General features: G+C 45.7%; 20 protein-coding genes. 11 read left to right on the top strand and 9 right to left on the bottom strand.

All coding sequences use genetic code 11. From position 1 onward, the window contains the following. The first annotated feature begins 198 nt into the window (after positions 1–198). Together AXE82_RS05810 and AXE82_RS05805 are read left to right on the top strand one after the other, a co-directional pair. Positions 199–1,290, top strand: coding sequence for a hypothetical protein (locus AXE82_RS05810; protein WP_062332454.1), 1,092 nt, complete (start codon positions 199–201; stop codon positions 1,288–1,290). Then, positions 1,287–1,562, top strand: a complete 276-nt coding sequence (locus AXE82_RS05805; RefSeq protein ID WP_007115779.1) for an RnfH family protein — start codon at positions 1,287–1,289, stop codon at positions 1,560–1,562. Before AXE82_RS05810 ends, AXE82_RS05805 begins: the two co-directional genes overlap by 4 nt. Positions 1,563–1,648: 86 nt before the next feature. Here the strand turns inward: AXE82_RS05805 and AXE82_RS05800 are convergent, their stop codons facing one another. Continuing rightward, complete coding sequence (locus tag AXE82_RS05800) at positions 1,649–2,032, bottom strand: outer membrane protein assembly factor BamE (RefSeq protein ID WP_062332450.1); 384 nt, start codon at positions 2,030–2,032, stop codon at positions 1,649–1,651. 321 nt (positions 2,033–2,353) lie between these two features. On the opposite strand from AXE82_RS05800, the gene fur reads away from it, so the two are divergent. Further along, entirely contained in the window at positions 2,354–2,791 is a 438-nt protein-coding gene (gene fur, locus AXE82_RS05795; protein ID WP_062332447.1) for a ferric iron uptake transcriptional regulator, read from the top strand. A gap of 130 nt (positions 2,792–2,921) precedes the next feature. Here the strand turns inward: fur and murJ are convergent, their stop codons facing one another. Further along, the gene (gene murJ, locus AXE82_RS05790) at positions 2,922–4,511 is read right to left on the bottom strand and encodes a murein biosynthesis integral membrane protein MurJ (RefSeq protein ID WP_062332443.1); all 1,590 of its coding nucleotides are present in this window, start codon (positions 4,509–4,511) and stop codon (positions 2,922–2,924) included. 10 nt (positions 4,512–4,521) lie between these two features. Next, complete coding sequence (gene ampD, locus AXE82_RS05785; RefSeq protein ID WP_406946753.1) at positions 4,522–5,100, bottom strand: 1,6-anhydro-N-acetylmuramyl-L-alanine amidase AmpD; 579 nt, start codon at positions 5,098–5,100, stop codon at positions 4,522–4,524. Between the two features lie 180 nt (positions 5,101–5,280). On the opposite strand from ampD, the gene AXE82_RS05780 reads away from it, so the two are divergent. The 8 genes from AXE82_RS05780 (at position 5,281) to gshB (ending at position 15,972) form a co-directional block, all read left to right on the top strand. After that, positions 5,281–8,397 carry a DUF2339 domain-containing protein gene (locus AXE82_RS05780; protein WP_062332440.1) on the top strand — a complete coding sequence of 1,039 codons (3,117 nt, stop codon included), beginning with the start codon at positions 5,281–5,283 and terminating at the stop codon, positions 8,395–8,397. Positions 8,398–8,911: 514 nt separating this feature from the next. Next, a complete protein-coding gene (locus AXE82_RS05775; RefSeq protein ID WP_062332437.1) occupies positions 8,912–10,585 on the top strand; it encodes a DUF3999 family protein in 1,674 nt (557 codons plus the stop codon). A gap of 83 nt (positions 10,586–10,668) precedes the next feature. Continuing rightward, entirely contained in the window at positions 10,669–11,541 is an 873-nt protein-coding gene (nadC, locus tag AXE82_RS05770) for a carboxylating nicotinate-nucleotide diphosphorylase (protein WP_062334819.1), read from the top strand. Positions 11,542–11,623: 82 nt separating this feature from the next. Then, complete coding sequence (locus AXE82_RS05765) at positions 11,624–12,538, top strand: Rossmann-fold NAD(P)-binding domain-containing protein (protein WP_227713375.1); 915 nt, start codon at positions 11,624–11,626, stop codon at positions 12,536–12,538. A 67-nt stretch (positions 12,539–12,605) separates the two neighbouring features. After that, positions 12,606–13,541 (top strand): hypothetical protein, encoded by a 936-nt coding sequence (locus tag AXE82_RS05760; RefSeq protein WP_147285558.1) that lies wholly within the window; start codon positions 12,606–12,608, stop codon positions 13,539–13,541. 36 nt (positions 13,542–13,577) lie between these two features. Beyond that, positions 13,578–14,327 carry an orotate phosphoribosyltransferase gene (gene pyrE, locus AXE82_RS05755; protein ID WP_197931443.1) on the top strand — a complete coding sequence of 250 codons (750 nt, stop codon included), beginning with the start codon at positions 13,578–13,580 and terminating at the stop codon, positions 14,325–14,327. Positions 14,328–14,397: 70 nt separating this feature from the next. Further along, a complete protein-coding gene (locus AXE82_RS05750; protein ID WP_062332425.1) occupies positions 14,398–14,979 on the top strand; it encodes a hypothetical protein in 582 nt (193 codons plus the stop codon). A 42-nt stretch (positions 14,980–15,021) separates the two neighbouring features. Beyond that, positions 15,022–15,972: a glutathione synthase gene (gene gshB / locus AXE82_RS05745; protein WP_062332422.1), complete on the top strand. Its 951-nt coding sequence runs from the start codon at positions 15,022–15,024 to the stop codon at positions 15,970–15,972. A gap of 75 nt (positions 15,973–16,047) precedes the next feature. Here gshB and AXE82_RS05740 read toward each other — a convergent pair whose 3' ends face one another. The 6 genes from AXE82_RS05740 to nusA all read right to left on the bottom strand — a co-directional run bounded on the left by AXE82_RS05740 (position 16,048) and on the right by nusA (position 24,232). Beyond that, positions 16,048–17,112, bottom strand: coding sequence for an IS701 family transposase (locus AXE82_RS05740; protein ID WP_062332419.1), 1,065 nt, complete (start codon positions 17,110–17,112; stop codon positions 16,048–16,050). A 337-nt stretch (positions 17,113–17,449) separates the two neighbouring features. Next, the gene (gene truB, locus AXE82_RS05735) at positions 17,450–18,394 is read right to left on the bottom strand and encodes a tRNA pseudouridine(55) synthase TruB (RefSeq protein ID WP_197931464.1); all 945 of its coding nucleotides are present in this window, start codon (positions 18,392–18,394) and stop codon (positions 17,450–17,452) included. Between the two features lie 23 nt (positions 18,395–18,417). Then, positions 18,418–19,434 (bottom strand): Lnb N-terminal periplasmic domain-containing protein, encoded by a 1,017-nt coding sequence (locus AXE82_RS05730; protein ID WP_062332413.1) that lies wholly within the window; start codon positions 19,432–19,434, stop codon positions 18,418–18,420. Positions 19,435–19,512: 78 nt separating this feature from the next. Beyond that, on the bottom strand, positions 19,513–19,902 hold the full coding sequence (locus tag AXE82_RS05725; RefSeq protein ID WP_062332410.1) for a ribosome-binding factor A: 390 nt from the start codon (positions 19,900–19,902) through the stop codon (positions 19,513–19,515). 105 nt (positions 19,903–20,007) lie between these two features. Next, positions 20,008–22,737, bottom strand: a complete 2,730-nt coding sequence (gene infB, locus AXE82_RS05720; RefSeq protein WP_062332406.1) for a translation initiation factor IF-2 — start codon at positions 22,735–22,737, stop codon at positions 20,008–20,010. Between the two features lie 13 nt (positions 22,738–22,750). Beyond that, entirely contained in the window at positions 22,751–24,232 is a 1,482-nt protein-coding gene (nusA, locus tag AXE82_RS05715) for a transcription termination factor NusA (protein ID WP_062332403.1), read from the bottom strand. Positions 24,233–24,346: the final 114 nt, after the last annotated feature.

The following is a 24,346-nucleotide window of genomic DNA, read 5'->3' as shown; positions in this document are numbered from 1 at the left end:
TATTTTTGATAAGTTTGTGTGGATTTTGCGTTGGTGGGTTTTGCATACGGTGTGGGTTTGCTAAAATAGCGGCGATTTAGTTTTGCACTGTTAAATTTTACAGTCATTTTTTTAAAATCACTTTCTTAAAATCACTTTAGCGAAGCGAATCAAATAATTTTGTGACAATAAACCACCGCTACAAAGGAATCCAACACCATGCCATTTAATCGTTTACAGCCGATTTTGATAGCAAGCTTGCTGCCGCTGCTGGTTTTTACTTGGTTTAGCCGTGACTACATTGGGCAGATTGATTTTTGGTTGTTGTGGCTGGTGGCGATGACCTTGGTCGGGTTGCCATTGGTGTTTGCAGAAATTGGTTTGGCGCATCGTAGTGGTACGTCGCCGCTGGTCGGTTTGCCCATGCTGACCCGTGAAGCTGACGTGTCAACGGTTTGGCGCGGGTTTGGTTGGCTGACTATTGTGCTGCTGCTGGCGGTCGTGGGGCATTTACTGGCGAGTAGTGGCGAGATTATCCATCCGCTGGTGAGCAATATTGCTCTGCCTGCCTTGTTAGCCATCATGGTGCTGATAGTGATTGGTTTGAGTTTTATCAAGCATTTGGCAGGTTGGTTGGCGGTCGGTTTTGCCGTTGCCGCGTTGGTTGTCAATGTCATGCAGGGTGGGTTTGTGGCGTGGCAGGTGACAGCGACGTCCTTGACGGAGTGGGCAGGGGCGGTAGTGTTAGCGCTAGTCTGTGTGGGCGCAGGTACGGGATTATACTGGCATGCGCGCACCCACCAAATGCTCACGATGAGCAATACGGCGACAGATCAAGCACGCGAATCCGCGAGTCGTTATGTGTTACCTGTGTGGAGTTTTCAGTTATTAGTGGGTGCGCTGATTGCCATGACTTTATCGCCAAACAGCACGATGGCGGCAGTGCTGAATGCATTGGCAATGCTGGCAGGGGCGGCTTATTTACTGCATATCTTGACCCATCAAGTGTCACTACGCTTGCAACAACAGCAATTTAATTTTTTGGCATTGGTGGTATTGGCAGTGCTTAGTCTTGCGCTAGCCATGGTACCAACTGCTTGGCTCAATCAGCTGATTATCGTGATAAGTTTAGTCACGGCGGTATGGCTAGCCGTATTTGCAGGCTGGCAAATGAAAATCAGCCATTTGCGCAAATCATTGAATTTTAGCTCGGAAGGCTTATATAACCTTTGGCGCATTGCGGTGCGTATTATTGTGCCATTGGCGGTGATTTTGGCGATGGTGGGGTGGGTGCTAGGACTGGCAAAATGATTACTGTTGATATAGCCTTTGCGCCCGATAGCCAAACACAGTTGCGGTTAACCCTGCAACTTGCCGATAATAGCCGCGTGATTGATGCAGTCAATGCCACAGGTTGGCAACAGCAGTATCCGCAGATTTTTAGCTATAGTGTCGGTGTTTTTTCCCATAAATTAGACTGGCAAAGTGCGATCAACACAGGCGATAGAATCGAAATCTATCGCCCTTTGACCATCGACCCGCAAAACAAACGCAAATTACTGTCCAAAAAATCCAACCGATGAGGGTGTGAGCCGGTATTATTGTGTAGTGCACAAAAAAAGCCAATCACAGCATCACGGCAATGATTGGCTTTTTTAATCAGACAAACTTACTGAGTCACCGCTGGGCGCTCGATGCTGGTGACAATACCATTTTGGTCAAAATAAATTTTGGCGTATTGTTGGGCGTTGTGAATCGCGGGCTTATTGGCGCGTTTGGCGTTAGTACCTGGGGTAAAATCGTACAGGTAATCCCAACGCATAGGATTTAGGGTGTCTCTAAAGGTTGGGCTACCTAGTATATAGAGCACTTGATTGGCATTCATACCCACTTGCACTTGGCTTAATTTGTCTGCATGAATCGGCTTGCCTTGTGGGATATCGATTTTGTACACGCTAAACCATGAGCAACCTGGTAATACGCTGACGCTGCTAATTACGGCAACCAAAGGCAGGACTGCCAGTTTTTTTGATAGTGTTGTGATAGATGTCATTTGTCAAACCGCTTTGAGATGGTGAACGATAAAATTTACGACTTATCATACGTGATTTGGGTTTTTTTGCCTACCTATTGACCGCAAAATTTAAATTATTTTACATAAAGTTAATGTTTGGGTGTAAAACGCCGCGGTGGTTTGGTATTTGGCGTTCTGGTGGTTAGCCTACTTTGTCTCTAGCCTGCCTTCGCCTGTTATCTGTCAACGCGCGCTTTTGCCAGTGGTGTCACGTTTTTTTACTGTGGGATTTTATCGAATTTGTTATTATAGTCATAATGTTCAGTTTATAAGCGACACCTAATAGGTGCGAGGATTTATATGTCGTCTTTTACCAACCAAGATTTGCGTCGTGCCGGTTTGAAAGTCACGTTACCGCGTTTGAAAATTTTAGAATTATTAGAAAAGTCCGAATCTCATCACATGAGCGCGGAAGATGTGTATAAAGCCTTGATGGAGCACGGTGAAGACGTGGGACTTGCGACTGTTTACCGGGTGTTAACCCAGTTTGAACAAGCGGGGATTGTCGAGCGTCACAATTTTGAAAACAACTTGTCAGTGTTTGAAATCGCCAAAGATGAGCACCATGACCACTTGGTATGCGACCAATGCGGCAAAATCATTGAATTTCACAATGAAGAAATCGAAGCGCTACAAGAAAAAGTCGCCAAAGACTTTGGTTTTACCCTAGCAGGGCACTCGTTGGTGCTGTATGGAATTTGTGACAACAAAGATTGCCAAAATTCAGTAAAACGCTAAAACATTGTAATGCATTGATAGGTTAATGCACTAATGTTTTGCTGCGCTAAAAAAGCTCAGTCACAAACTTCAGTTAAAAAAGCGGCTAGATAAATTTTATTTAGCCGTTTTTTTATTTGTTGTCCGTTGTTTATTGAACGCTATGATGCGGCTTTAGTTCTGATAATTTAAAGCCAGCGACCAGTAGCGCTGCGCCATACACCACGGCGCCCGCCACACACAGCGCCAATAGCGCCACAATACGAATACCTTGATGCGCAGTAACTGGGAAATAATGAATACCAGCGGCAAGTGCCAACCCCATCGCGCCATTTGCCATGGCAAAGATAACCGCTAATCGTCGCCAAGCCGCACCAAACCGATAAATACCTTGGGTATGTAAATAAAAATATAACAGCCCCGCATTGATAAAAGACGCCAGTGTATTGGCAAGTCCTAGCCCGGCATGGGGCGCGATTTGCCACTGTTTAAATAATTCAGCCAGTATTAGGCTTAGCACGACATTGGCAATCACGCTAATCACACCGATTTTGACAGGGGTGCGACTGTCATGACGGGCAAAAAAAGCCGGTGCAAATATTTTAATCAGCATAAATGCCAAAATCCCACCCGACAAGCACTGTAGCGCAAGCCCGCTCATCATGGCATCTTGCCGCACAAATTCCCCATGTTCAAACAAGGATATCATCAGCACATTACTAATCATGCCAAGCGCGATGGATGCAGGCACGCCGACCAACACCGTCAGCCGCGTCGCCCAATCTAGGGTGTGTCCAAATTGCTGATGGTCGTCGCTTGCGATACTTTTGGATAGACTGGGCAAAATCACCGCACCAATCGCCACCCCAATCAGCCCTAACGGCAGCTCGCTCATCCGCTCTGCGGTATACAGCCAAGAGACCGAGCCATCAACCATGGTTGAAGCCAGTACCGTGTTGACCAGCATATTGATTTGGGTGACCGATACCCCAAACAGCGCAGGCAGCATGAGTTTTAAAATCCGTCGCACGCCAGGATGACGAAAGCTAACCTTGGGTATCACCAGCAGCTGATGGCTGTGCAGTTGCGGTAATTGAATCAATAGCTGCAGCAAACCTGCCACCGCAACTGCATAACCGACCGCCAAAATTGGCTTGGCAAGCAGCGGCGCTACCCAAATCGCGCCCACAATCATACACACATTTAAAATCACCGGTGCAAAGGCAGGCAAAGCAAACCGCCCCACGCTTTGTAAAATACTACTAGCAAACGCAGTCATGGCGATAAATAATAAATAAGGAAAAGTGATACGAAGTAGCTCAACTGCGGTTGTAAATTTGCTGGGCTCATGCAGATAACCGACCGCAAACACAGCAATCACGGCGGGCGCGAAAATGACTATCACGGCAGTTAAGCCTGATAAAATCAACAATAACGTACCAGCCACCCGACTGATAAGAATTTGAATGCCGAGCAAGGCTTTTTTGCTATCGGTCATGTCGTTATTTTGGGCTTGGTGTTGATAATCGGATAGTACAGGGACAAAAGCTTGGGCAAAAGCGCCTTCAGCAAACAGCCGCCGCAAAAAATTGGGCAATTTGAATGCCACCAAAAACGCATCCATCATGCCGCCCGTACCAAACACGCTCATCAATACCATGTCGCGTATCATTCCCAAGATGCGTGACAACAGGGTAAAAAAGCTAACAATTGCGGTGGATTTGACAAGTTTGTGAGACATTAAACAATTCTTAAAATTTATTAATCATGCTTCTTAGTCTCACCCAATCAAAATACAGACCAGGGTCGGATTTGCGGCCGCGTGCGATATCACTATGACCGGCTAGATGATTGACGGTTTTGGGATAAGCTTGATAAATCGCGGCAATCACGCCACTTAAAGCTTGGTATTGCCTGTCATCAAACTCGCTATAATCATCGCCTTCCAGCTCAATCCCAATCGAATAGTCATTGCAGTTTGGTACGCCCAAATAACTAGATTTGCCAGCATGCCAAGCACGCTCATCAAAGCTTACAAACTGCGTGATGCTGCCATCGCGCTCAATAAACAAATGCGCGGAGACCTGCTGCTGATAGATGGTTGCAAAATACGGATGGGCTTTGGGGTCTAACTGATTTTGAAAAAATGCACGAACAAAATGCTCGCCTTGGTCATCTTTTATACCAAATTCACTGGGCGGCAAGCTGATATTATGTATCACAATCAGGTGAATATCGTTAGGGTCGGGGCGCTCACCAAAATTGGGTGACGCCACAAACTCGCATGGGCTTAACAAACCCTGCTCAATGCTAAATCCCGACATAACCATACCCCGCCCAATCATCCAAATGGTGTTTAAAATAGTTGGTAAAACGCTACTCAATCATGTGGCTAATTTAGCATAAAATGGGGCTTATCATCACCTTAACCGAAAAACACAGTTAAAAAAAGCAATTTTGCAAAAAAATGGTATGCTATCGCTAAGCTGATAACAAGGGTAGAGCATCTGATGGATACGATTATAGCGGCGTTGATACTGGCAGTCGTGGGGGCGCTTTATAAAATTTTTGCCCAACAAAAAGCAATCACTAGGCTTGAATCCAAGCTCGACAACCTGCAAAAACAACTCGCTGATGTCATGGCAACCGTGTATCTCTTAAGCAGCGAGGCAAAGTCATCACCTACCCAACAATCGGCAAGCGATATTCGCCAAAATCAGCCTGTTACTGAACCTATTAATGACCCTATCACGCAGCCCATCGGTCAAGCTCCTGTCTCAGCGCCCCTTCTAGTGCCACTCCCAGCGCCCCTCCCAATAGTTGCCTCTTTGCCAATGGCGAACACGCTTGACGCTTCGACTAGTTCAGCGCCGCCAACGGCAACACAGCCGTCCGTGAATGACGCAGCCCCACCGCATCAACCTAGCGTATCACAGCCATCATCTCCTTCTTTAAAAGAGGATGAAAGTGCTACCAATGTTGTGACATCGCTTTGGGCAAGTGCCACCCAATGGTTCTTTGGGGAAAACTTGGTGGTGCGTGTCGGGGCACTGGTGTTGCTAGTGGGCGTGGTGCTATTACTCAAACTTGCCAGCCAATATATTGAGGTATCGATGCCCGTGCGTATGGCGCTGGTAGCGTTGGGCGGCTTGGTGATAACGACAATCGGCTATCGCACCACTGCCAAAAAACGCAGTTATGGGTTGACTTTGCAAGGTGTCGGCTTTGCAGTGATTTATTTGACGGTGTTTGCGAGTTTTAAATTGTATGGACTATTGCCATCAACCTTAACCTTCGGCGTGCTTGCGTTACTGGCAGGGTTAACAGTGATGTTTTCGGTGTGGCAAAATGCGCTGCCGCTTGCGGTCTTGGCGTTCGGTGGGGCGTTTTTTGCGCCGATACTGGTCAGCCGACCTGACGGTAGTGTGGTGATGCTATTTAGTTATTATTTATTACTCAATATAGCGGTTGCGGTGATTGCCCATTATCGCACTTGGAAACTGCTCAATGCGCTAAGCCTAGCGGTGACTTTTGGGCTTGCGTATGTGTGGGGATTTCGCGCATTTAGTGGTAATAGTGCAGGTGCAGGCTGGCTGTCATTACGCTGGCAACTGCTCGGGTTATTGGTTGGGCACATGGCGCTGTATCTGTTTATTGCGGTTAGATATTCTCAGCAGGTCGTAAGTTATAACCAAACGCTGCTACAAATGAACAGGGGGGTAGCCAAACGCCCGATTCTATCGATAGATTCAGGCTTGTTGTTTGGCACCGCGTTACTGGGGTTTGGGCTGATGGCAAGCTTGCTCAATGATTTGCCTTATCATCTTGCCTTTGCTAGCAGTGCGTTATCAGCTATTTATTTGAGTCTAGGATTGTGGCTGCTCAAACATCATCGCCGTAGCATCGCAGGCGACCGACAAGCCAATAACCAATTTGATAACAGCTTTGAGCTGCTCATTGAAGCCAGCCTTGCGCTCGGCTGTGGGTTTTTGGCTTTGGTGATACCACTGGCGCTATCAGCCAAATGGATTAGTATCGGTTGGGCAGTGCAGGGTGCTGCATTGGTGTGGCTCGGTGCGCGTACCCAAAGACGCTGGACGGTATATTTTGGGTTGGCATTGCAAGGCTTTAGTATCCTGTTATTGGTGGGCTTTGATACCATCATGCGGCATTGGTATGGGCTACTGGATCAATTGTCAGTTCCGCACCAAATGTCTATAGTGGCGGCCTCATCCACCTTGCCACTGACTGTATTGACAGCATGTGTGCTGCTGTCTGCTTTTATTTTGCGTCACGGTAGAGCCAATATCGCGGCAGCCACACCCCAAGCTAAAGCCCAGCCTCAACCTCAACCTGCGGCAGTCAAAACGACGCATAAAAGGTTTCAACAAATTGCTGATAATGCCAGTCACAGCTTTGTTGCGACCGCGCTTGTGGTTGTCGGGTTTGTGCTGTATCTGTCGGCGATTTTATCCGCTGACCCCTTTTGGAACAACGGTGGCAAAACCACCACTATCAAACTTGCCGTGGCTATGGCGGTATTTTTAATTGTGGGGCAACTGATGCATCAGCGTTTTGTTTGGCGCAGTATGCGTAAGGTGAGCCGCTTGATTTTACCGTTTGCGATGATGAGCTGGGTGCTAGTCTGTCTAACCCATGTTAAGGTCGAGACGGTTGTAGACCTAAACGATTATCACATCAAAGCATTTAGCGGGTTGGGGCGTTATTTGCTCGCCATGCTCGGCTGTTTAGCCATCGCAAAATTGCTAGGGGCGTGGCTGCTTAGTCGCTGGCACCGCGACCGACTCGATACAAGCGTTGACGCGCTCGTTTGGTTTTTGGTACTGATTGCCATGCTAACTTGGATGCTGCAACAAGTGCCATTTAACTATTGGCAGCAGGCCCAAGAGCTTCGAGCCATTGTGACTATTTTACCGACCGTGCTAGCTGTGTTTGGGCTGATGAGTTTGTTGTTGTTGCCAAAACTTCAGGCGCTGAGGGCTCGTTTGCTTGGTTGGTTAGAAGTTGATACGCTACTGAAACACAGCGCTTATATTTTGGTACCGATGACCTTTATTTGGAGTTTATCTGCCAATTTCTCGTTAGACGGTCAGCTATTGGGCGTTTATCTACCGCTGCTCAATCCGCTGGATTTGACCCTAATCAGCATTTTACTGTACCAATCTTATGTGGCACTCAAAGTTGATAGCAACTATCGTACTATCGTTTTGGTGGCTTGCGGTTTAGGGGCATTTGTGACGGTCAGTAGTATGTTGGTGCGTGGGTTTGCCAGCGTTTGGGGCACACCGACGTGGGAACATGGCGCTTGGTCAGTCAGTATGGTACAGACTGGGCTGACTATCTTATGGACCGTCATTGCGATGGTATTGATGTTCTTGGCAAACAAAAAAGCCATTCGCTTGGTATGGTTTGCCGGTATTGCATTATTGACTATTGTGGTTGCCAAGTTGGTATTGATTGATATGTCGAATACCAGTGCGGTACTGCGTGTGGTGTCTTTTATTGGGGCAGGCTTATTGATGCTCGTGATTGGTTATCTTGCACCTTTACCCCCCAAAGTAGGCAAACCCAAGCTAGACAAACCCAATGCAGCCAAAAAAAGCTAAGTAAACCTCTGCTAAGCATGGTGAATAATATCGGTTATTTGTCGTATTTACAGCAGGTAGGCTTAGCTAAATACACAAAAACTTGCTGCCTAATTGTCTTTAAATTGTAACATCTGGCTAGAATTTATCCAAAATATCGGTTCTCTTGTTAGTGGTTTGTAGCACGGTATAGAAGTTTTGAATGGCTATTGTTAATATCCTTATAGGGCAAAGCTTTATATTAACCAAATTATAAATCTAATTACTATCAATGAGTTAGAATGCTATTTATTATTTTCTAACATAACAAATTAAGGTTGATACTGCCTGCTGATGCTAACCATGCGATGCTAGGGTTTTCAAATTCTTTAGATTAACTATGACTGACGGCTTTATGTCGATAACCCAAAAACGGGCTACGCCGTTTTTTGGTTAAGTCTAATTGGTCTGGGTTTTTGTGAGTGGCCATCGCAATCGGTTAGCTTATAAAGTCATATCAATTTTATAGTAACTATGAATTAACAATGAAGTAAAAATGAAAAACAATAAGCACTGTCAGGTTAAATTAGCCAAATACCGCGCCTGTATTTTATCGGTGACTTTAGTTTCGCCACTATTGTTAGTAGCTATCATTTACACGCAAGCAGATGCCCAAAACCCTACGCAAACGGCATCCGTCACTGTTGCCTCGCAAAAAACCACCACCAGGGTAGCGCCCGCCATCGTTGACAACTTAGAGCAAGAGCAAAAACATGACACTGACAGTATCAGCTATGGCTTTGAGGCATTGCAAAATAGCTTTGTAATCGACATTGATTTACCGGTCGAAGACCTACAGGATAACCCCAACAGCGCCCAACTGGTAAAATTTTCATCGTTAACGCCCAGTTTGTTGGCTTTAATCATGCAGCAAAATGGGGCAACTATTAGCGATAAACAAAATTACCGCTTGATTGATGCCAAAGGTCATATTATGCCGATGGCGATTCGTCCTGTCAGCAAACAATCATCCGTCAATCAAGTATTGCAAGTAGTGAGCGTGGAGACAGATAACCCCAATGCGGTGGAAAAATTACGCCATGCGTTGACCGTACAGCTTGATAACCCAGACAACCAACCATCGATTAACATTGACCTTAGCAATTTACCTTCAAACCCAGTCGCCGCCGTTACCAATAGTCCAGTCAGAACTTGGTGGTTAACCAATCCCAACTTTGCCAAAACCGAACCTACTTTATCAACCGAGCAAGCGGTCAATCTTTGGCTAAAATTTTTACCTGTAAATGCAGCCCAGCCCAGCAAGCGCCCACTGCAACTGCAAATTTATGGCAGTGATGACTTGCAAAGCTGGCAGATGGTCAGCCAAACCGTGGTCAGCCCCTTTAGCCCTAGCCAGGCTACCCAACCTAGCCAATCTAGCCAAATGGTAGCAGCGCAAGCTGACGGCAGCAATCAGCCGATAGCGACAGGCCATGCGATTGCCATCGAGCCGCAGCAAGCCAATTATCGGTATTGGCAAGTGGTGGCAAATCAGCCTGTCAATCTTGAGGCAGCCAGCTTAAATCGCAGGGTGAGTGAGCCAAGTTTCTTCTTGACCCGCGCCAGTTTTTCAAAAACCAAAGAGGACGCCAACCAATGGCGGCTTAGCCTTGCTCAGCCCATGTTGACCACAGGGGTGAGTTTTTTTGTCCCCGAAAATCAGCTGTGGCAAGTGCGCATCAGCGTACCCGAACAAGAAGCCAATCAATTGGCTAAAATCAATAAAACCGCCAATGTAAGTAATGATAAAACCTTAGCCACTACCCAAATTGATAAAAACCACACAGTGGTCAGTTGGCAACCGACATTGACCAAGTCGCTGCATTTGGACGGTCAAATGCAGCAAGATGATTTGCCGGTCAATCTGTTAACGCCCATGTATGAGATGTATTTTTTGGCGCAAGGCACAGCGCCTTATCGACTGGTAATCAACGAGCCGCGCGTATTACAACAACCCAATATCACGCTATCGGACCAACAACTTACCCGCCTTGGCAATACCGCCGAGGGACAAATGCAAAATATCGAGGCATTGAACAATCCCAACGCGTCGTTTGAACGCTATAAAACATGGGCACTGTGGGGTGTACTTGCCGCGATTGTGGCGGCTTTGGCGTTGATTGCGCTGCGTTTATATCAACAAACTACTACCCAAGCCCCCAAAGAATAGGCGATAATACAATCGAACATACCTCATCGAAAATACCCCATCGACAATAAGGGATTATTTGCATGTCTGCTGCTAGCCAAACCATGAGTGACACCTCGGCCACCACGCCCCAAATCAGCTCACTACTACGTATTGAAATCGCCAAACAAGTCGCACTTGCGCTGCAAGAAGACATCGCCACTGGGGATATTAACGCGCAGTTAATACCTGACACACAGCGCGATACGGCAACCATTATTTGTCGTGAACCGATGGTGGTTGCGGGTAAGGCATGGGTGGATGAAGTATTTCGCCAGCTTGACCCCAATATGCAGCTTGATTGGGCAGTCAAAGACGGTGACGCTGTAGCAGCCAATCAAATTTTGGTGACGCTCATCGGTAACACCCGTGCGCTACTGACGGGTGAACGTACCGCGCTCAATTTTTTACAAACTTTATCATCCACTGCCACTGTGGTTGCAAACCATGTGGCGGTTATCGCAGAACTGCCGACCAAATTGTTAGACACGCGTAAAACCATCCCAATGCTACGCCATGCGCAAAAATACGCCATGCTGTGTGGCGGCGGCAATAATCACCGTATCGGGCTATACGATGCCTTCTTGATAAAAGAAAACCATATCATGGCGTGTGGCGGTATCGCCCAAGCAGTCAGTCAGGCGCGTCAGATTGCCAATAAGCCAGTGGAAGTTGAAGTAGAAAATTTTGATGAGCTCCAGCAAGCCATCGCTGCCAATGCCGATATCGTCATGCTCGATAATTTTACCATTGAAGATACCCAAAAAGCGGTCGAGTTGGTTGCTAGTCTTGGCAAGCCTTGCCAGCTTGAAGCTTCAGGTGATATTAGCCTTACCAATCTACGTCAAGTGGCAGAAACAGGGGTGGATTTTATCTCAATGGGCGCGTTGACGAAGCATATCAAAGCCATTGATTTATCGATGCGTTTTCAACAATAAATCGGTTAAAAATAAATCGGTTAAAAATAAATCGATTAAAAATAGTCAGTTTTTTTTATTGCCATTCGCGATAGGTCATAGCATGATGCAAACCATTTTAATGATTGGACTTGGCAAAATTGGTTTACCAGTTGCTAAGCAATTAGCGATGCAGGGGCACTGCGTGATTGGTGTCAGCCGCTCTATGCCTACAGATTTGGCTTTCTGTAGCCCCATGGCAGCCAAGCTGCCACCCGATAATGACCATGTATATCAGGAAAATCTACATTTTGTTGCCAGTGACGCGCGCACGTTAGCCGTTGCGCAGCTAAGTCAATGGTCAAGCCAAATTAGCCAAATCTGTATCATTGTCAGTCCAGATACCTTGTCGCTACAAGGTTACCGTGACAGTTATTATGCGATTGCCGAGAATGTGGTGCGATTGGGTGACCATCTGCCAAACCTCAAGCGAGTGGTATTTATTTCTTCGACAGGCGTTTACGGACAAAACGCGGGCGAAGTCATTGATATCACTACCCCTGTGTTCGTGCCAACAAGCGCCACTTCTCAAGTGATTTTACAGACTGAGCAGTTGTTGCAGCAGCACTTTGAAGATAAGAGCATCATCATTCGTCCAAGTGGGATTTATGGGCAATCACGACTACGTTTACTGACCATGGCAAAACAGTTAGCAGCGCAGTCAGCAAATAGGGCTAGCGATTATCCGAGTAACACATGGACTAATCGTATTATGGACACAGACTTAGTCAGCATCATTGTTACTGTCATCAATGCAGGTCAAACCGTGCCAGTTTACTTGGCGACAGATAAGGCGCCAGTCCCGCTTTATACTGTGCTAAACTATTTGGCGACTGCACAGGGCTTGAGCTTATCGCTGCCCTGTATGGAGCCAACAACGGGCAAACGCATTATCAATAACTTGCCAGCTAGTTGGCTCAACTACCCAGATTGGCAGTCAGGCTATCAGTATATTTTGTCGACTTTAGGCGATGAGTGATGGGTGGTGGGTTTCAACAAAAATTTTTCATCATTTATCTATCAGTGATTTTATAGCCGTGTATGCCATGACTTATTCCAACACCGAGCGCCAAGCCGCAACAAGCCAAATTATTAAAGACCAAGACCAGCTACGCCATCCCAATGTGATGACAGAGGCAGAAAGATTGGCTTTGCCCGATCCTTGTCGCCCGATTGATAAGCGCGTCATACCCGCGCGTCATACCATTGACGTCTATATGCAAAAACCGCTGTCATTGCCAGTGGCGGATAGCAACAACAATCTCGCCGCTAGTGTAAAAGACGTTGCCAAGCCCTACCGAATGAGGGATAACACAACAAAAATCCTTAAAAAAAATCTGCAAAGTCATCAATCTGAGATGCTAGAGCAGTTACTATCTGAGCAAAGCATTGAGATGCGGCACTTTATCCAGCAGCAGCAACAGCAGGCCAATAGCAGCCAAAGCAAACACCCATCATTGCATTTACCGCTATCTTTGTTGCCAAGGCTCGTCAATGATAGCAGTATTTCACTGATGAAAGCGGTGATGGGTCAATACCCGAATTTAGCGCGTATGAATACGCTTACCACATCCTTACCAAAGCAGACATTGCAAAATTCCTATGAACATCAAGCCAACGATGCCGCCAGCACACAGTCTGACGCCACCTATAACCAAGCGCTACTCAATATCGAAACCAAACTGTATCTGATGGGACAAATGTACCATCTTGCGCTTTGTGTATTTTTGCTATGCCAATGCAAATCACGCAAATCACTCAACCCCCAAATCACCTTGCAAGACTTGGCTGATGCTATCAATCAATACATCGAGGCGCATCGCACCCAATTGCATTTTTTGACCCGGCATAACGATTTATATATCGAGCCGACGCATGTTGCACTTGCTGCCCTTGCCATGGATTGGCAAGTGGGTAAGCAAACAGCCATCAGCAAACGTACTGTCACCATGAGCTCGCAAAACCCCATCACAGGCGGCTAATGGTATTTTTTAACTTGTTCTTTTTTGGAGTCGCGTATGTCCCAATCATTTCAAACCCAATTATCTCAAGCCCAAGCATCTCAAACCCAAGCATCTCAAGCCCAATCCTCTCAAACCCAAGCCGTTCACGCAACGCAGTTTATTCCTCAGTATTTTATTGAGGTGGCACTCAAAAACAATGTATTAAAATTTGGCGAATTTACCCTAAAATCAGGTCGTATAAGCCCGTATTTTTTTAATGCAGGTTTGTTATCAACCGGTGAGCTATTGTCTGTGTTGGCAAATGGGTATGCCGATGCCCTTGCCAAGCAGCTACAATCTACCGACAGTAGCGAGTTGGTGATTTTTGGGGCAGCCTATAAAGGCATTCCGTTTGTGGCGGCGACCGCACAAGCACTGTGGAACAATCACCAAATCAATGCCGATTGGGGCTACAACCGCAAAGAAGCCAAAGACCACGGTGAAGGCGGTATGCTGGTTGGCGCCGATCTCAAGGGCAAATCGGTTTGGGTAATTGATGATGTGATGACCGCGGGTACGGCGATGCGTGAAGTCGTTGTGCTACTAGAAAAATCAGACGCCAAAGTCGCGGGAATCATCGTTGCGCTAGATCGTAAAGAAAAAGGTCAAGGCGAACAATCTGCCATTCAAGAATTGGCGCAAAGCCTCAATGTGCCGGTACTTGCCTTGGTCACGATGGATGACATTACTGAGTATGTCGCCAAAAATGGCACGCAGGAGGAACTTGCCAAAATGCAAGCCTACCGCGAGCAATATGGCGTTTAATCAGCGGTTGCTATCATCCAATCCCGCTAATCATAGATTGTTTTTAAATTAACCATTGAAGAGGACGGCTATGTTGACAAAAGCCTTGCCCACCACACTAACAACGGCACACCTTTTGCGTGTTGGCACTGCACTTACCTTATCGGCAGTATTATTTGGGCTTGCAGGTTGTAGTAGTATCAATGAACTGATGGCGGAGGGTAGCAAACCGCCTGCGATTGTCAATGTGGCAACTGACCAACAGCCGTTTTATGATGCGTTAAATAGCCTTATCTTGCCGCCAAAATCACCGCAAGCTGCGCCACAAGGCATTGCCGACGGTCCTTATAATGGCGTAATGCCAGAAGGCGAGCAATTTACCACCTTTGTGAAGAACGGTTACTTCGATGAATTTTTGGTGGTGTACTACCCAAACTTTGTGACCCAGCTTCGCACCGACTTGGTTAACGGTTTATATAATGGTTGGGTGACGTATCGATTGTCCGATAGCCGTATCAAACAAAAAGTATTGTTCCGCCAAGGTGCAGTACAAGAAGCGATTGTTTACAGCCAAGCGGGAAATCCTGAATACCATTTTTGGTTTACCAATGAACAACCGACCAGCGGTATGCGCTACGATAACAATGGCAATGCGGTCGAATCGATGTTTTAATAGCAAAACGAATAATTGATAAAAATTGAACAAGGATAATAAATGAAACCACTGAATTTTCTGATCGTCATGGACGATATCCACACCATTAATTATAAAAAAGACACCACGCTTGCGATGCTATGGGCGATTGCAGATCGTGGTCACACAGCGCATTATTGCCAAATTCACGATTTGTGGCTCGATAATGGCGCATTGCAAATTGATAGCCAATCGCTCAAAACGTTTAAAGACCCTGCACATTTTTATGAACTGGGTGAAAAAACCACGCAGCCTGCTAGCGCATTTGACGTCATCTTGATGCGTAAAGACCCCCCGTTTGACATGCAGTTTTTGTATAGCCTGTACTTGCTAGAATACGCTCAGCGAGCTGGCGTATTGGTAGTCAATAACCCAGAAAGCGTACGTGACTGTAACGAAAAACTGTTTGCGACGCAATTCCCTGAGCTGATGACACCGACGATTGTCACCAACAAACAAACCCATATCCGTGATTTTATCAAAACCCACCAAGATGTTATCGTCAAACCGCTTGATGGCATGGGGGGAATGGGCATTTTTCGTCTGACCGCCGATAGCCCTAATATCGGCTCAACCCTTGAGATGCTAACCCAGCTTGAAAGCTTGCCTGTGATGGCGCAAAAATACTTGCCTGAAATCAAGGACGGGGATAAACGCATTTTAATTGTCGGTGGTAAGCCTGTAGATTATTGCTTGGCGCGTATCCCAAGCCAAGGCGAAACGCGTGGTAATCTAGCTGCAGGTGGTCGTGGTGTCGCCATGCCACTGTCAGCGCAAGAGCGCCAAGTTGCTGAGCAAGTGGCGCCTGTGCTACTGCAAAAAGGCTTGTACTTTGTCGGACTCGATGTGATTGGTGGCAAAGTGACAGAGATTAACGTGACTAGCCCCACCTGCGTGCGTGAGATTGACGACCAATGCGGCACGCATATCGCAGAGGATTTTATTGCGTTTATTGAAACTAAAATTAATTAATAGTTTACGTTAAAAAGAGGATAACTTTATGAATATTGTTATCCTCTTTTTAGTTTGATTATTTAATAACTGAAGTTACGCACCGCTAATAGCCTTAAGCTGGGCAAAAGCCGACTGATTAGCGGAAATTAGTAACTTCGTACGCAAAGCGAAATGATTTAACTTGGTTTTGATTTTCAAACACTCAAGCTTAAACACCGCATACGTGGCTAAAAACATATGATTAAACCGAGCCCTTTGGCTATGAGCAGGCGACTTACCCAAATTGGCATTTTGCTTTAACGACTTATGATACACTTCAACCTGCCATCGTTTTTGATAGCCGTTGATAAATTTATCCTTGTCGCATTGCAAATCTGAGCATACCAGATATAACACCCCTGTAGAACCGTCCTTGTTTGTAAAGACTCGGCGTAATAACAAGACTTCATCATGATAGTCATTTAAAAAGCCGTGAACAGGGGTATTATCGGGTAGATTAGATTCATCAATACGTACAAAGTTCCCTTTTTCTCTATCATCCGGGGTTAAAGCCACCAAGCGATTTGACTTTAACGCAAAGATGAAATGCTTGTTGGCTTTACGAATATGTTTGAATGTTGCTTTGGCTGAAAACCAAGAATCGGCTAATACATAGTCGAATTTGACTTGGTTTTTGATTGCGCTATCAAACATATCAAGCAGTCGCTGATTTTTGGTTTTATCACTTTTACGTTTAACCTTGCCTTTGTCATCGGTAAAGACATTGGGTTTGGTGATGATGTCAAAGCTTAAGGGTATGTCGATATCTTTGCGATGATACAGACAGTTAAGCAGGTTAATGCCTTTAACATTTTTGTTTTGGGTGTGGTCGTAGTGCCAGCAGTTGATGTCGTCGACGCTTGTGTGTGGTTTGGGCTGTATGGTGTCATCAAAGATGAGATAGCCGATGGCATTGGGTGTGGCATTTTCATGCTGTCTTAGCATGGGTTTAATCAGTTGCCATTGTTCTTTGGCGGTGAGTGTTTCACTGTTTAGAAAGCGGGTGATGCTGTCATGGTAGATGCTCCCTTGTAGTAGATTGGCAAGTCCTGTGGCGGTGGTTTGCCCAAAACTTGCGATGAGGTAGTCGCTGTAGAGTTCTATCATGTCTTTGTTCATTTGTTTACTCTCGCTGACTGCTTTTTTTGTTATGATAGCGCTTTTTTAAAGGGCTGCGTAACTTCAGTTATTAATAATATTTCTATTAATTGTAGAAAGTTATCTAAATAAACCGCTGTATGGTCTTTATTAGCAAAGCTTGCTAAGCAAAGAAGCAAATGAATCAACACCATTAAGCATAAATCACTAGACGGGTAAAAACTGCTAGCAAAGCGTCACGTTTTGTATCAATGCATAAAAAACGTACTCGCTTTGTGACATCACACCGCTCTGTGAGCAAATTATGTGAAGATAGTAAAAATTTAGCAAGGTAATTAGATTGATTGAATTACTGTGGCTAGTTTAAATTGACCAGCTTCAGCGGTTGTAAACGACCATTGGGTTCAAGTAGTCCCGTGCCCAAAAATTGCTGCTGGTCGTCAAACAAGCGAAACGTTTGACTGGCGGTTAAGTTCAGCTGCTGAGTTAACATGGTCGCCTTGACGTTTAAGCGTTGACCTTGCCGGATGCGCTTTGATTGGCTATCGTCTAATACTAAGCTTGGTAGTGAGTGAACGCAGGCATCCACCGCTAATAGCTTATCAAACCGCGCTGCAACATCGAGCGCTGCAAAATCGGCTAATGGGATGGCATCGGCAATTTCAAAATCACCCGTGCGTATCCGTCTAAGTGCTGTTAGATGGCCTAGCGTGCCCAGCGCTTTGGCAATATCTTCAGCCAGCACGCGCACATAGGTTCCTTTGGAGCAAGTAACGGTTAATTGCAATTGTTGAGCGGATAGGGGAGTGAGTGACAGCTCATAAATGATGAGAGGACGTGCTGCTCGCTCCACCTCAATACCTTCACGCGCCAGTTCATACAGTTTTTTGCCGTCTTTTTTGAGCGCGGAGTACATGGGCGGGACCTGCATTATCTCACCCAAAAATTGCTCAGTGACGCTTTGTAACATTGCTTGTGTCACATTTGGTACAGGGATAGTGGCAATTATCTGACCTTCAGCATCCCCTGTATCGGTTTGCTCGCCGAGTTTGATAATGGCTTGGTAAGACTTGATGGCATCCAGTTGGTAATGGCTAAACTTGGTCGCCTCTCCCAAACAAATCGGTAGCAAGCCTGTTGCCATTGGGTCAAGGGTACCGGTATGACCCGCTTTTTTACTGTCGTGCACATCAGATTTGAGCAAGTATTTGACTTTTGATACCACTTGCTGGGAGGTCATCCCTTGCGGTTTATCAATCAGTAAGACGCCAGAGACGATGGATTTTGTTTTTGGTTGGGTCATCATGTTATGGATTTATCAATTCACTAAAAGTCGGTTCGAATCAGCCGCGAGTAATCTGCTGCGCTAATAGGGTGGTTGACAGAATACGGCTTTGATTTAGGGTTAATGTGTGCCCGTTGTTGCCACTGTTGCAAGCTATAGCGGTTATCAATCAATTGCTGGTCATACAGATAACTGGGAATATAGCCTGATAACAAGATACGATAATCAAATGGCAAAGGTTCGATATCGTCAATCAGCTCATAAATTGCCGTGGTACAGTTATTTACCAATGAATTATACCATGTTGGCTGCGTTTTTAAGGACTTGGCTTTCGCTAGATACGCAAGCAGCAGCGCTCGAATATGGTCTTTTGGCATGTTGATGGGATAAATATAAACATCTTCATGACGGATATTACTACGGGTATAAATAATATCTTTTTCATCGGCAGCGATAATCACCAATTCAAACTTGCGAAAAAATCCACCCAGCGTACTAAACTGTTCATTGACTTCTTTGCGAATCTCGATGGATAACGCAAGCTGCTTGCCATCACTAAACCCAAAACTCACTAGCGTATGGGCAATGGCATCGCCCATCCAATAGGAGGCGATAAAATCGACAGTTTGCAGTTTCGCCAAGTCGTATTGCCTAGTTTCCCAGCGCGGCTGAAAATGGGTTTTATCTTGCCAATCAAAATTTCTAACATTGCTAATGGTGAGTGTGTTGCCATCACGGTCAAGCCGATAGTCTAACATTTGGGCAACTTCGGGGTTCCAATCACGCTCATTGCTAGCTGACATCGAAAAAAAGCATGCAATGGCAATCGCCACCACCGCAAAAAAAATCAATAATAAAGACTGATGAGAAAGCAGGGATGAAAATAGGGTGGGTTTGATGATACTGAGCAAAACAGTAAGGGTAAAAAATACCCATACGCTAATCAGGGCCAGACTGACATATCTGCCTAAGGGCTGATGCGTCCATACAAACACCCCGACCCACAGGCTTGAGAGAATAATGACGATAAACTTAATGATACCCCAAAGTAACTGCATTCAACATCCCTGTTAATGGCTCAAAGTGACGAATAGGCTCGTCTAGGCTCGTCTAGGCTCGTCATGGCCTACAACGAATCAGTCGTCTGATGGCTGACCTTCGCTACTTTGTACGGCTTTAGAAATGAGGTTCATCATATAGTTAGCGTTAGCTGTCACTTCATCATAGTGAAAGCGTAGACGGGGCGTAGTGCGAGTTTTTAGCAAATGACTGAGCTCAGTACGCAAAAAACCTGATGCTTTGTTCAGCACTTCTAAGCTTTCGGTATGATAATCTTTTGCCATGGCATCATCCATCGACTTTTCCATGATGGTGACATAAATATCAGCATAACCCAAATCTGGGCTAATTTTGATACTAGAAATGGTCACAAACCCGGTCAAGCGTGGGTCGTTAATCTCGTCACGAATCAAAACCGCTAGGTCGCGCTGAATTTGATCGGCAAGACGTTGTAAACGTTGATTCATTGGTAATCCTTTTTATAGTAAAAAAAGGTCTAATTAACCTAGATTAATTAGACCCCTTGGAAGGTTGCTAATAGCAAGCTGGCAGTATTAGGTTGTCAGCTTAACTTATAAGGTACGTTTGACTTCATGAATTTCGAAGACTTCAATCTTATCGCCTTCTTTGACTTCATAACCTTTTACCGCTAGACCACATTCCATACCAGCGCGCACCTCATTAACATCCTCTTTAAAGCGACGTAATGATTGTAATTGACCAGTGAAAATAACTTGATCATCACGCAATACCCGAATTGGCTTATTACGGATAATATTACCTTCTGTCACCATACAACCGGCTGCATAACCAAAGCGACTAGAATGGAAGACTTCACGTACTTCTGCGATACCCAAGATTTGCTCACGATGTTCTGGCGCAAGTAAACCGCTCATTGCTGCTTTCACATCATCAATTAAGCCATAGATAACACTATAGTAGCGAATATCTAAGCCTGCTTCATCCGCTTTGCGTTTGGCAGCGGTATCAGCACGAACGTTGAAGCCTAATAACACCGCTTCACTTGATTCGGCGAGTACCACATCCGATTCGGTGATTGGACCGACACCCGATGAGATGACTTTGACTTTAACTTCATCGGTAGATAATTCATCAAGCGCGGTTAACAAGGCTTCTAATGAACCTCGAACGTCAGTTTTAAGAATCAAATTAACGGAAGGTAGTTTGGCATCGCTCATTTGGTCAAACAAGTTTTCTAAGCGTGATTTGGCTTGACGTTCAAGCACTTTTTCACGCTCACGAACCGTGCGATATTCTGCAACTTCGCGCGCACGTTTCTCATCTGAAACCACCATAAACTCGCTACCAGCCGCTGGCGTATCAGGCAGACCTAAGATTTCAACAGGAATCGAAGGACCCGCTGAGGTGATTTTTTGACCGTTTTCGTCGGTCATAGCACGGACGCGACCATAATATTCGCCAGCAAGTACCAAGTCACCTTGATTTAAAGTACCTTGTTTAACCAGCAAACTGACCACGGCACCGCGACCTTTTTCAAGACGTGATTCAATCACCACACCTTGTGCTGCACCGTCAGTAGCAACTTCAAGTTCCATCACTTCTGCTTGTAGGTTAATCACTTCAAGCAATTCATCGATACCTTGACCTGTTAACGCAGAGACTTTGACTACCGGTGTGTCACCACCCCATTCTTCAGGAACGACTTGTTTGGTGGTCAGTTCGTTGAGCACGCGGTCTGGATCGGCGCTGTCTTTATCCATCTTGTTGATAGCCACGATAATCGGTGTACCTGCGGCACGCGCATGGTCAATCGCTTCAGCCGTCTGCGGCATCATACCGTCATCGGCTGCGACCACTAACACCACGATATCCGTCGCTTTGGCACCACGAGAACGCATCGCGGTAAATGCGGCGTGACCTGGGGTGTCTAAGAAAGTAATAACGCCTTGGTCAGTCTGCACATGATAAGCACCGATATGCTGAGTAATACCACCTGCCTCGCCTGATGCCACTTTACTTGAACGGATCTTATCGAGCAGGGACGTTTTACCATGGTCAACGTGACCCATGATGGTAACCACAGGCGGACGCGCTTGGACGTTGCTACTTTTCTCGCCAACCGCTTCACGTAGTGAGTCTTCAACTTGCGTTGAACTCACAAGCACGGGGTTATGACCCATTTCTTCAACAAGTAGGGCAGCGGTCTCTTGGTCGATGGATTCGTTTTCACGGACCAACTCGCCCATTTTCATTAACATTTTGACGACTTCGCGTACTTTGATTGCCATTTTTTGGGCAAGTTCAGATACCACGATGGTCTCACCGATTTCAACGTTATGCACGATTTTCTCAACCGGTTTTTCAAATTTGTGTTTATTGGCTTGCGATGATTTTAAGCCGCGACCACGGTTTTTAATCTCTTGCTCACCCTCATCACCACGGCGACGACGACGGTTTTTGTTTGCAGTGCTTGCGGTTCCGCGTTTGATTTCACGGCGTTCTTGTTCAAATGAATCTTCAAGCGCTGCGCCCACCAAACCTTCTGCCAATGGTTCATCTTTTTTGACAACCATCGTAGTTTCAGTATCAGTTTCGCTGTATTTACTTGCCATTTGACGCATTTGCTCAAGGGTACGCTGCTGAGCTTCTTCAGCGGCTTTACGGCGATTTTCGGATTCGATTTGACGTAAGCGTTCTTCTTCTGCTTCACGCGCTTTGCGTTCACTATCCGATTCTTTTTTTGGCGTAGGTTTTTTGTCAGCTTTTTTGACTTCGATTGCAGCGGTTTTATTGCCTTTTTTCACTACCACACTGGTGGTTGTGTGCTCTTTGGCAGCTTGACTACCGCCACCTAAGTTAGCACGCATTGCCGCAAGGGTAGCTTGCTGACGGGCTTCAGCGGCTTGTTTGGCTTTGTCTTTTTCAGCTTGTTCTTGGGCTGCTTTTTCTTTTGCCAAACGCGCTTTTTCTTCAGCGTCTTTATTCGCTGCTTCACGAGACGCGAGTTCTTCAGCAATTTTATTGGGATTTGGCTTATCAAATACCATTTTTTTGCGTACTTCGACATTGACACTTTTGGCTTTACCAGAAGTGCCTGTCACACGCGCAGTAGAAGTAGTTTTGCTTTTTAAGCTAATCCGAGGTTTGTCATTTTGACCATGACTTTGTTGTAAAAAGCTGACCAGTTTTTGTTGTTCGCTATCGGTGACGATGTCATTGTCACCGCGCGCAGACAGCCCTGCCTTGACCAGTTGATTATTAATTGCTTCAACGGTCTTTGTGGTCATTGCTGCAAGTTCTTTTACGGTTTTATCTGCCATTCATACACCTTTTTTAATTAAACCATGATTCACGGGCTTTCATAATAAGCTCACCTGCGGTCTTTTCATCAAGACCTTCGATATCTTGGATATCAAAGATGGCTTGTTCGGCAAGGTCGTCGACGGTGATGACATCACGTTCGGCAAGCTTGTAGGCCCATGCTTGAGTCATGCCTTCAAGGTTTAGAAGCTCTTGGCTTGGCTCTTTAATATTTTGTTGTTTGACCAATTCATCGGCAATCACCGCTTCTTTGGCACGTTCTTGGATTGCGTCGATGGCGTCATCATCTAGCCCATCGATGTCATAAAAAGTCTCAGCAGGGACATACGCCACTTCTTCAAGTGAGGTAAATCCAATATCCACCAAGGCTTGTGCCAAATCTTCATCGACTTCAAGACGTGTGTAGAATAGGTCGCGATACACTTTGGTTTCTGATTCTTGTTGTGCATTGTACTCGTCTTCGAGCATCATGTTAAGACGATAACCTGTTAATTCTGATGCAAGGCGCACGTTTTGACCTTGTGAGCCAATCGCACGGGCCAACTGATCGTTAGTGGCAAAGATGATATCCGCCGTTTTGGTATCTTCATCAAGAATAATACGATCAACATCCGCAGGTTCCAAAGCGCTGATAATGTACTGCACCGGATCATCCGACCATACCACTACGTCAATACGCTCGCCGTCAAGCTCTTGTTGCACGGCTTGGATACGGGTGCCACGCATACCAATACAAGCACCGACAGGGTCGATACGATGGTCATTGGTTTTGACTGAAATCTTAGCACGTAAGCCAGGTTGACGCGCAACATCACGAATTTCAATGATTTGCTCAGCAATCTCTGGTACTTCTTTTTGCATCAGTGCTGTCAGCATTTGTGGTGAAGTACGGGACAATACCAGCTGGGCACCACGGTTATCACGATTGACTTGTTCTAAAATCGCATTGATACGACCTTTGATGCGTAGCTGCTCACGCGGCAACATTTTATCGCGCGGTAGATAGGCTTCGACATTATCGCCCAAATCAATGATGTAACCATCGCGCGCCGGTTTTTTGACTTCACCGGTAATCATCTCGCCGATACGATGTTCAAACGCATCTGCCACCAGTGAGCGTTCAGCTTCACGGATTTTTTGAATGATGACTTGTTTGGCTTGGGTAGCAGCAATACGACCAAATTCAATGGACTCGATTTGTTCTTCTTTAATGTCGCCGATTTTCCATTCGTTTTCATCCAAATCGCTAATCGCTAGCTGACAGGCAGGCATCTCATGATCTTCATCTGCCACTACTGTCCAATAACGGTAAGTGTCATAGTCACCTGTTTTGCGATTGATATGGACGCGAATGGCAACTTCAGGTTGCTCACTATAAAGTTTCTTTTTGGTCGATACCACCAATGCTTGCTCAATCGCTTCAAAAATATCTTCAGGATTTAAGCCTTTTTCATTACTGACGGTTTCAACGACCGTTAAAATTTCTCGATTCATGTAATCACCTATAATTTAAGTCATTCTAGACTTTATTCTTTAAAATCTTGCTTTTAGCTAGAAAAAAGTTAGCTAGAAGACATAGCGTAAAAAAGGCATTAACCCCAAATTTAA

The sequence above is a fragment of the Moraxella osloensis genome, assembly GCF_001553955.1.
In the GTDB taxonomy this organism is placed as follows: Bacteria; Pseudomonadota; Gammaproteobacteria; order Pseudomonadales; family Moraxellaceae; genus Faucicola; species Faucicola osloensis.
Note: the sequence above shows the minus strand (reverse complement) of the source record. Positions and strands in the feature narration are given on the sequence as shown.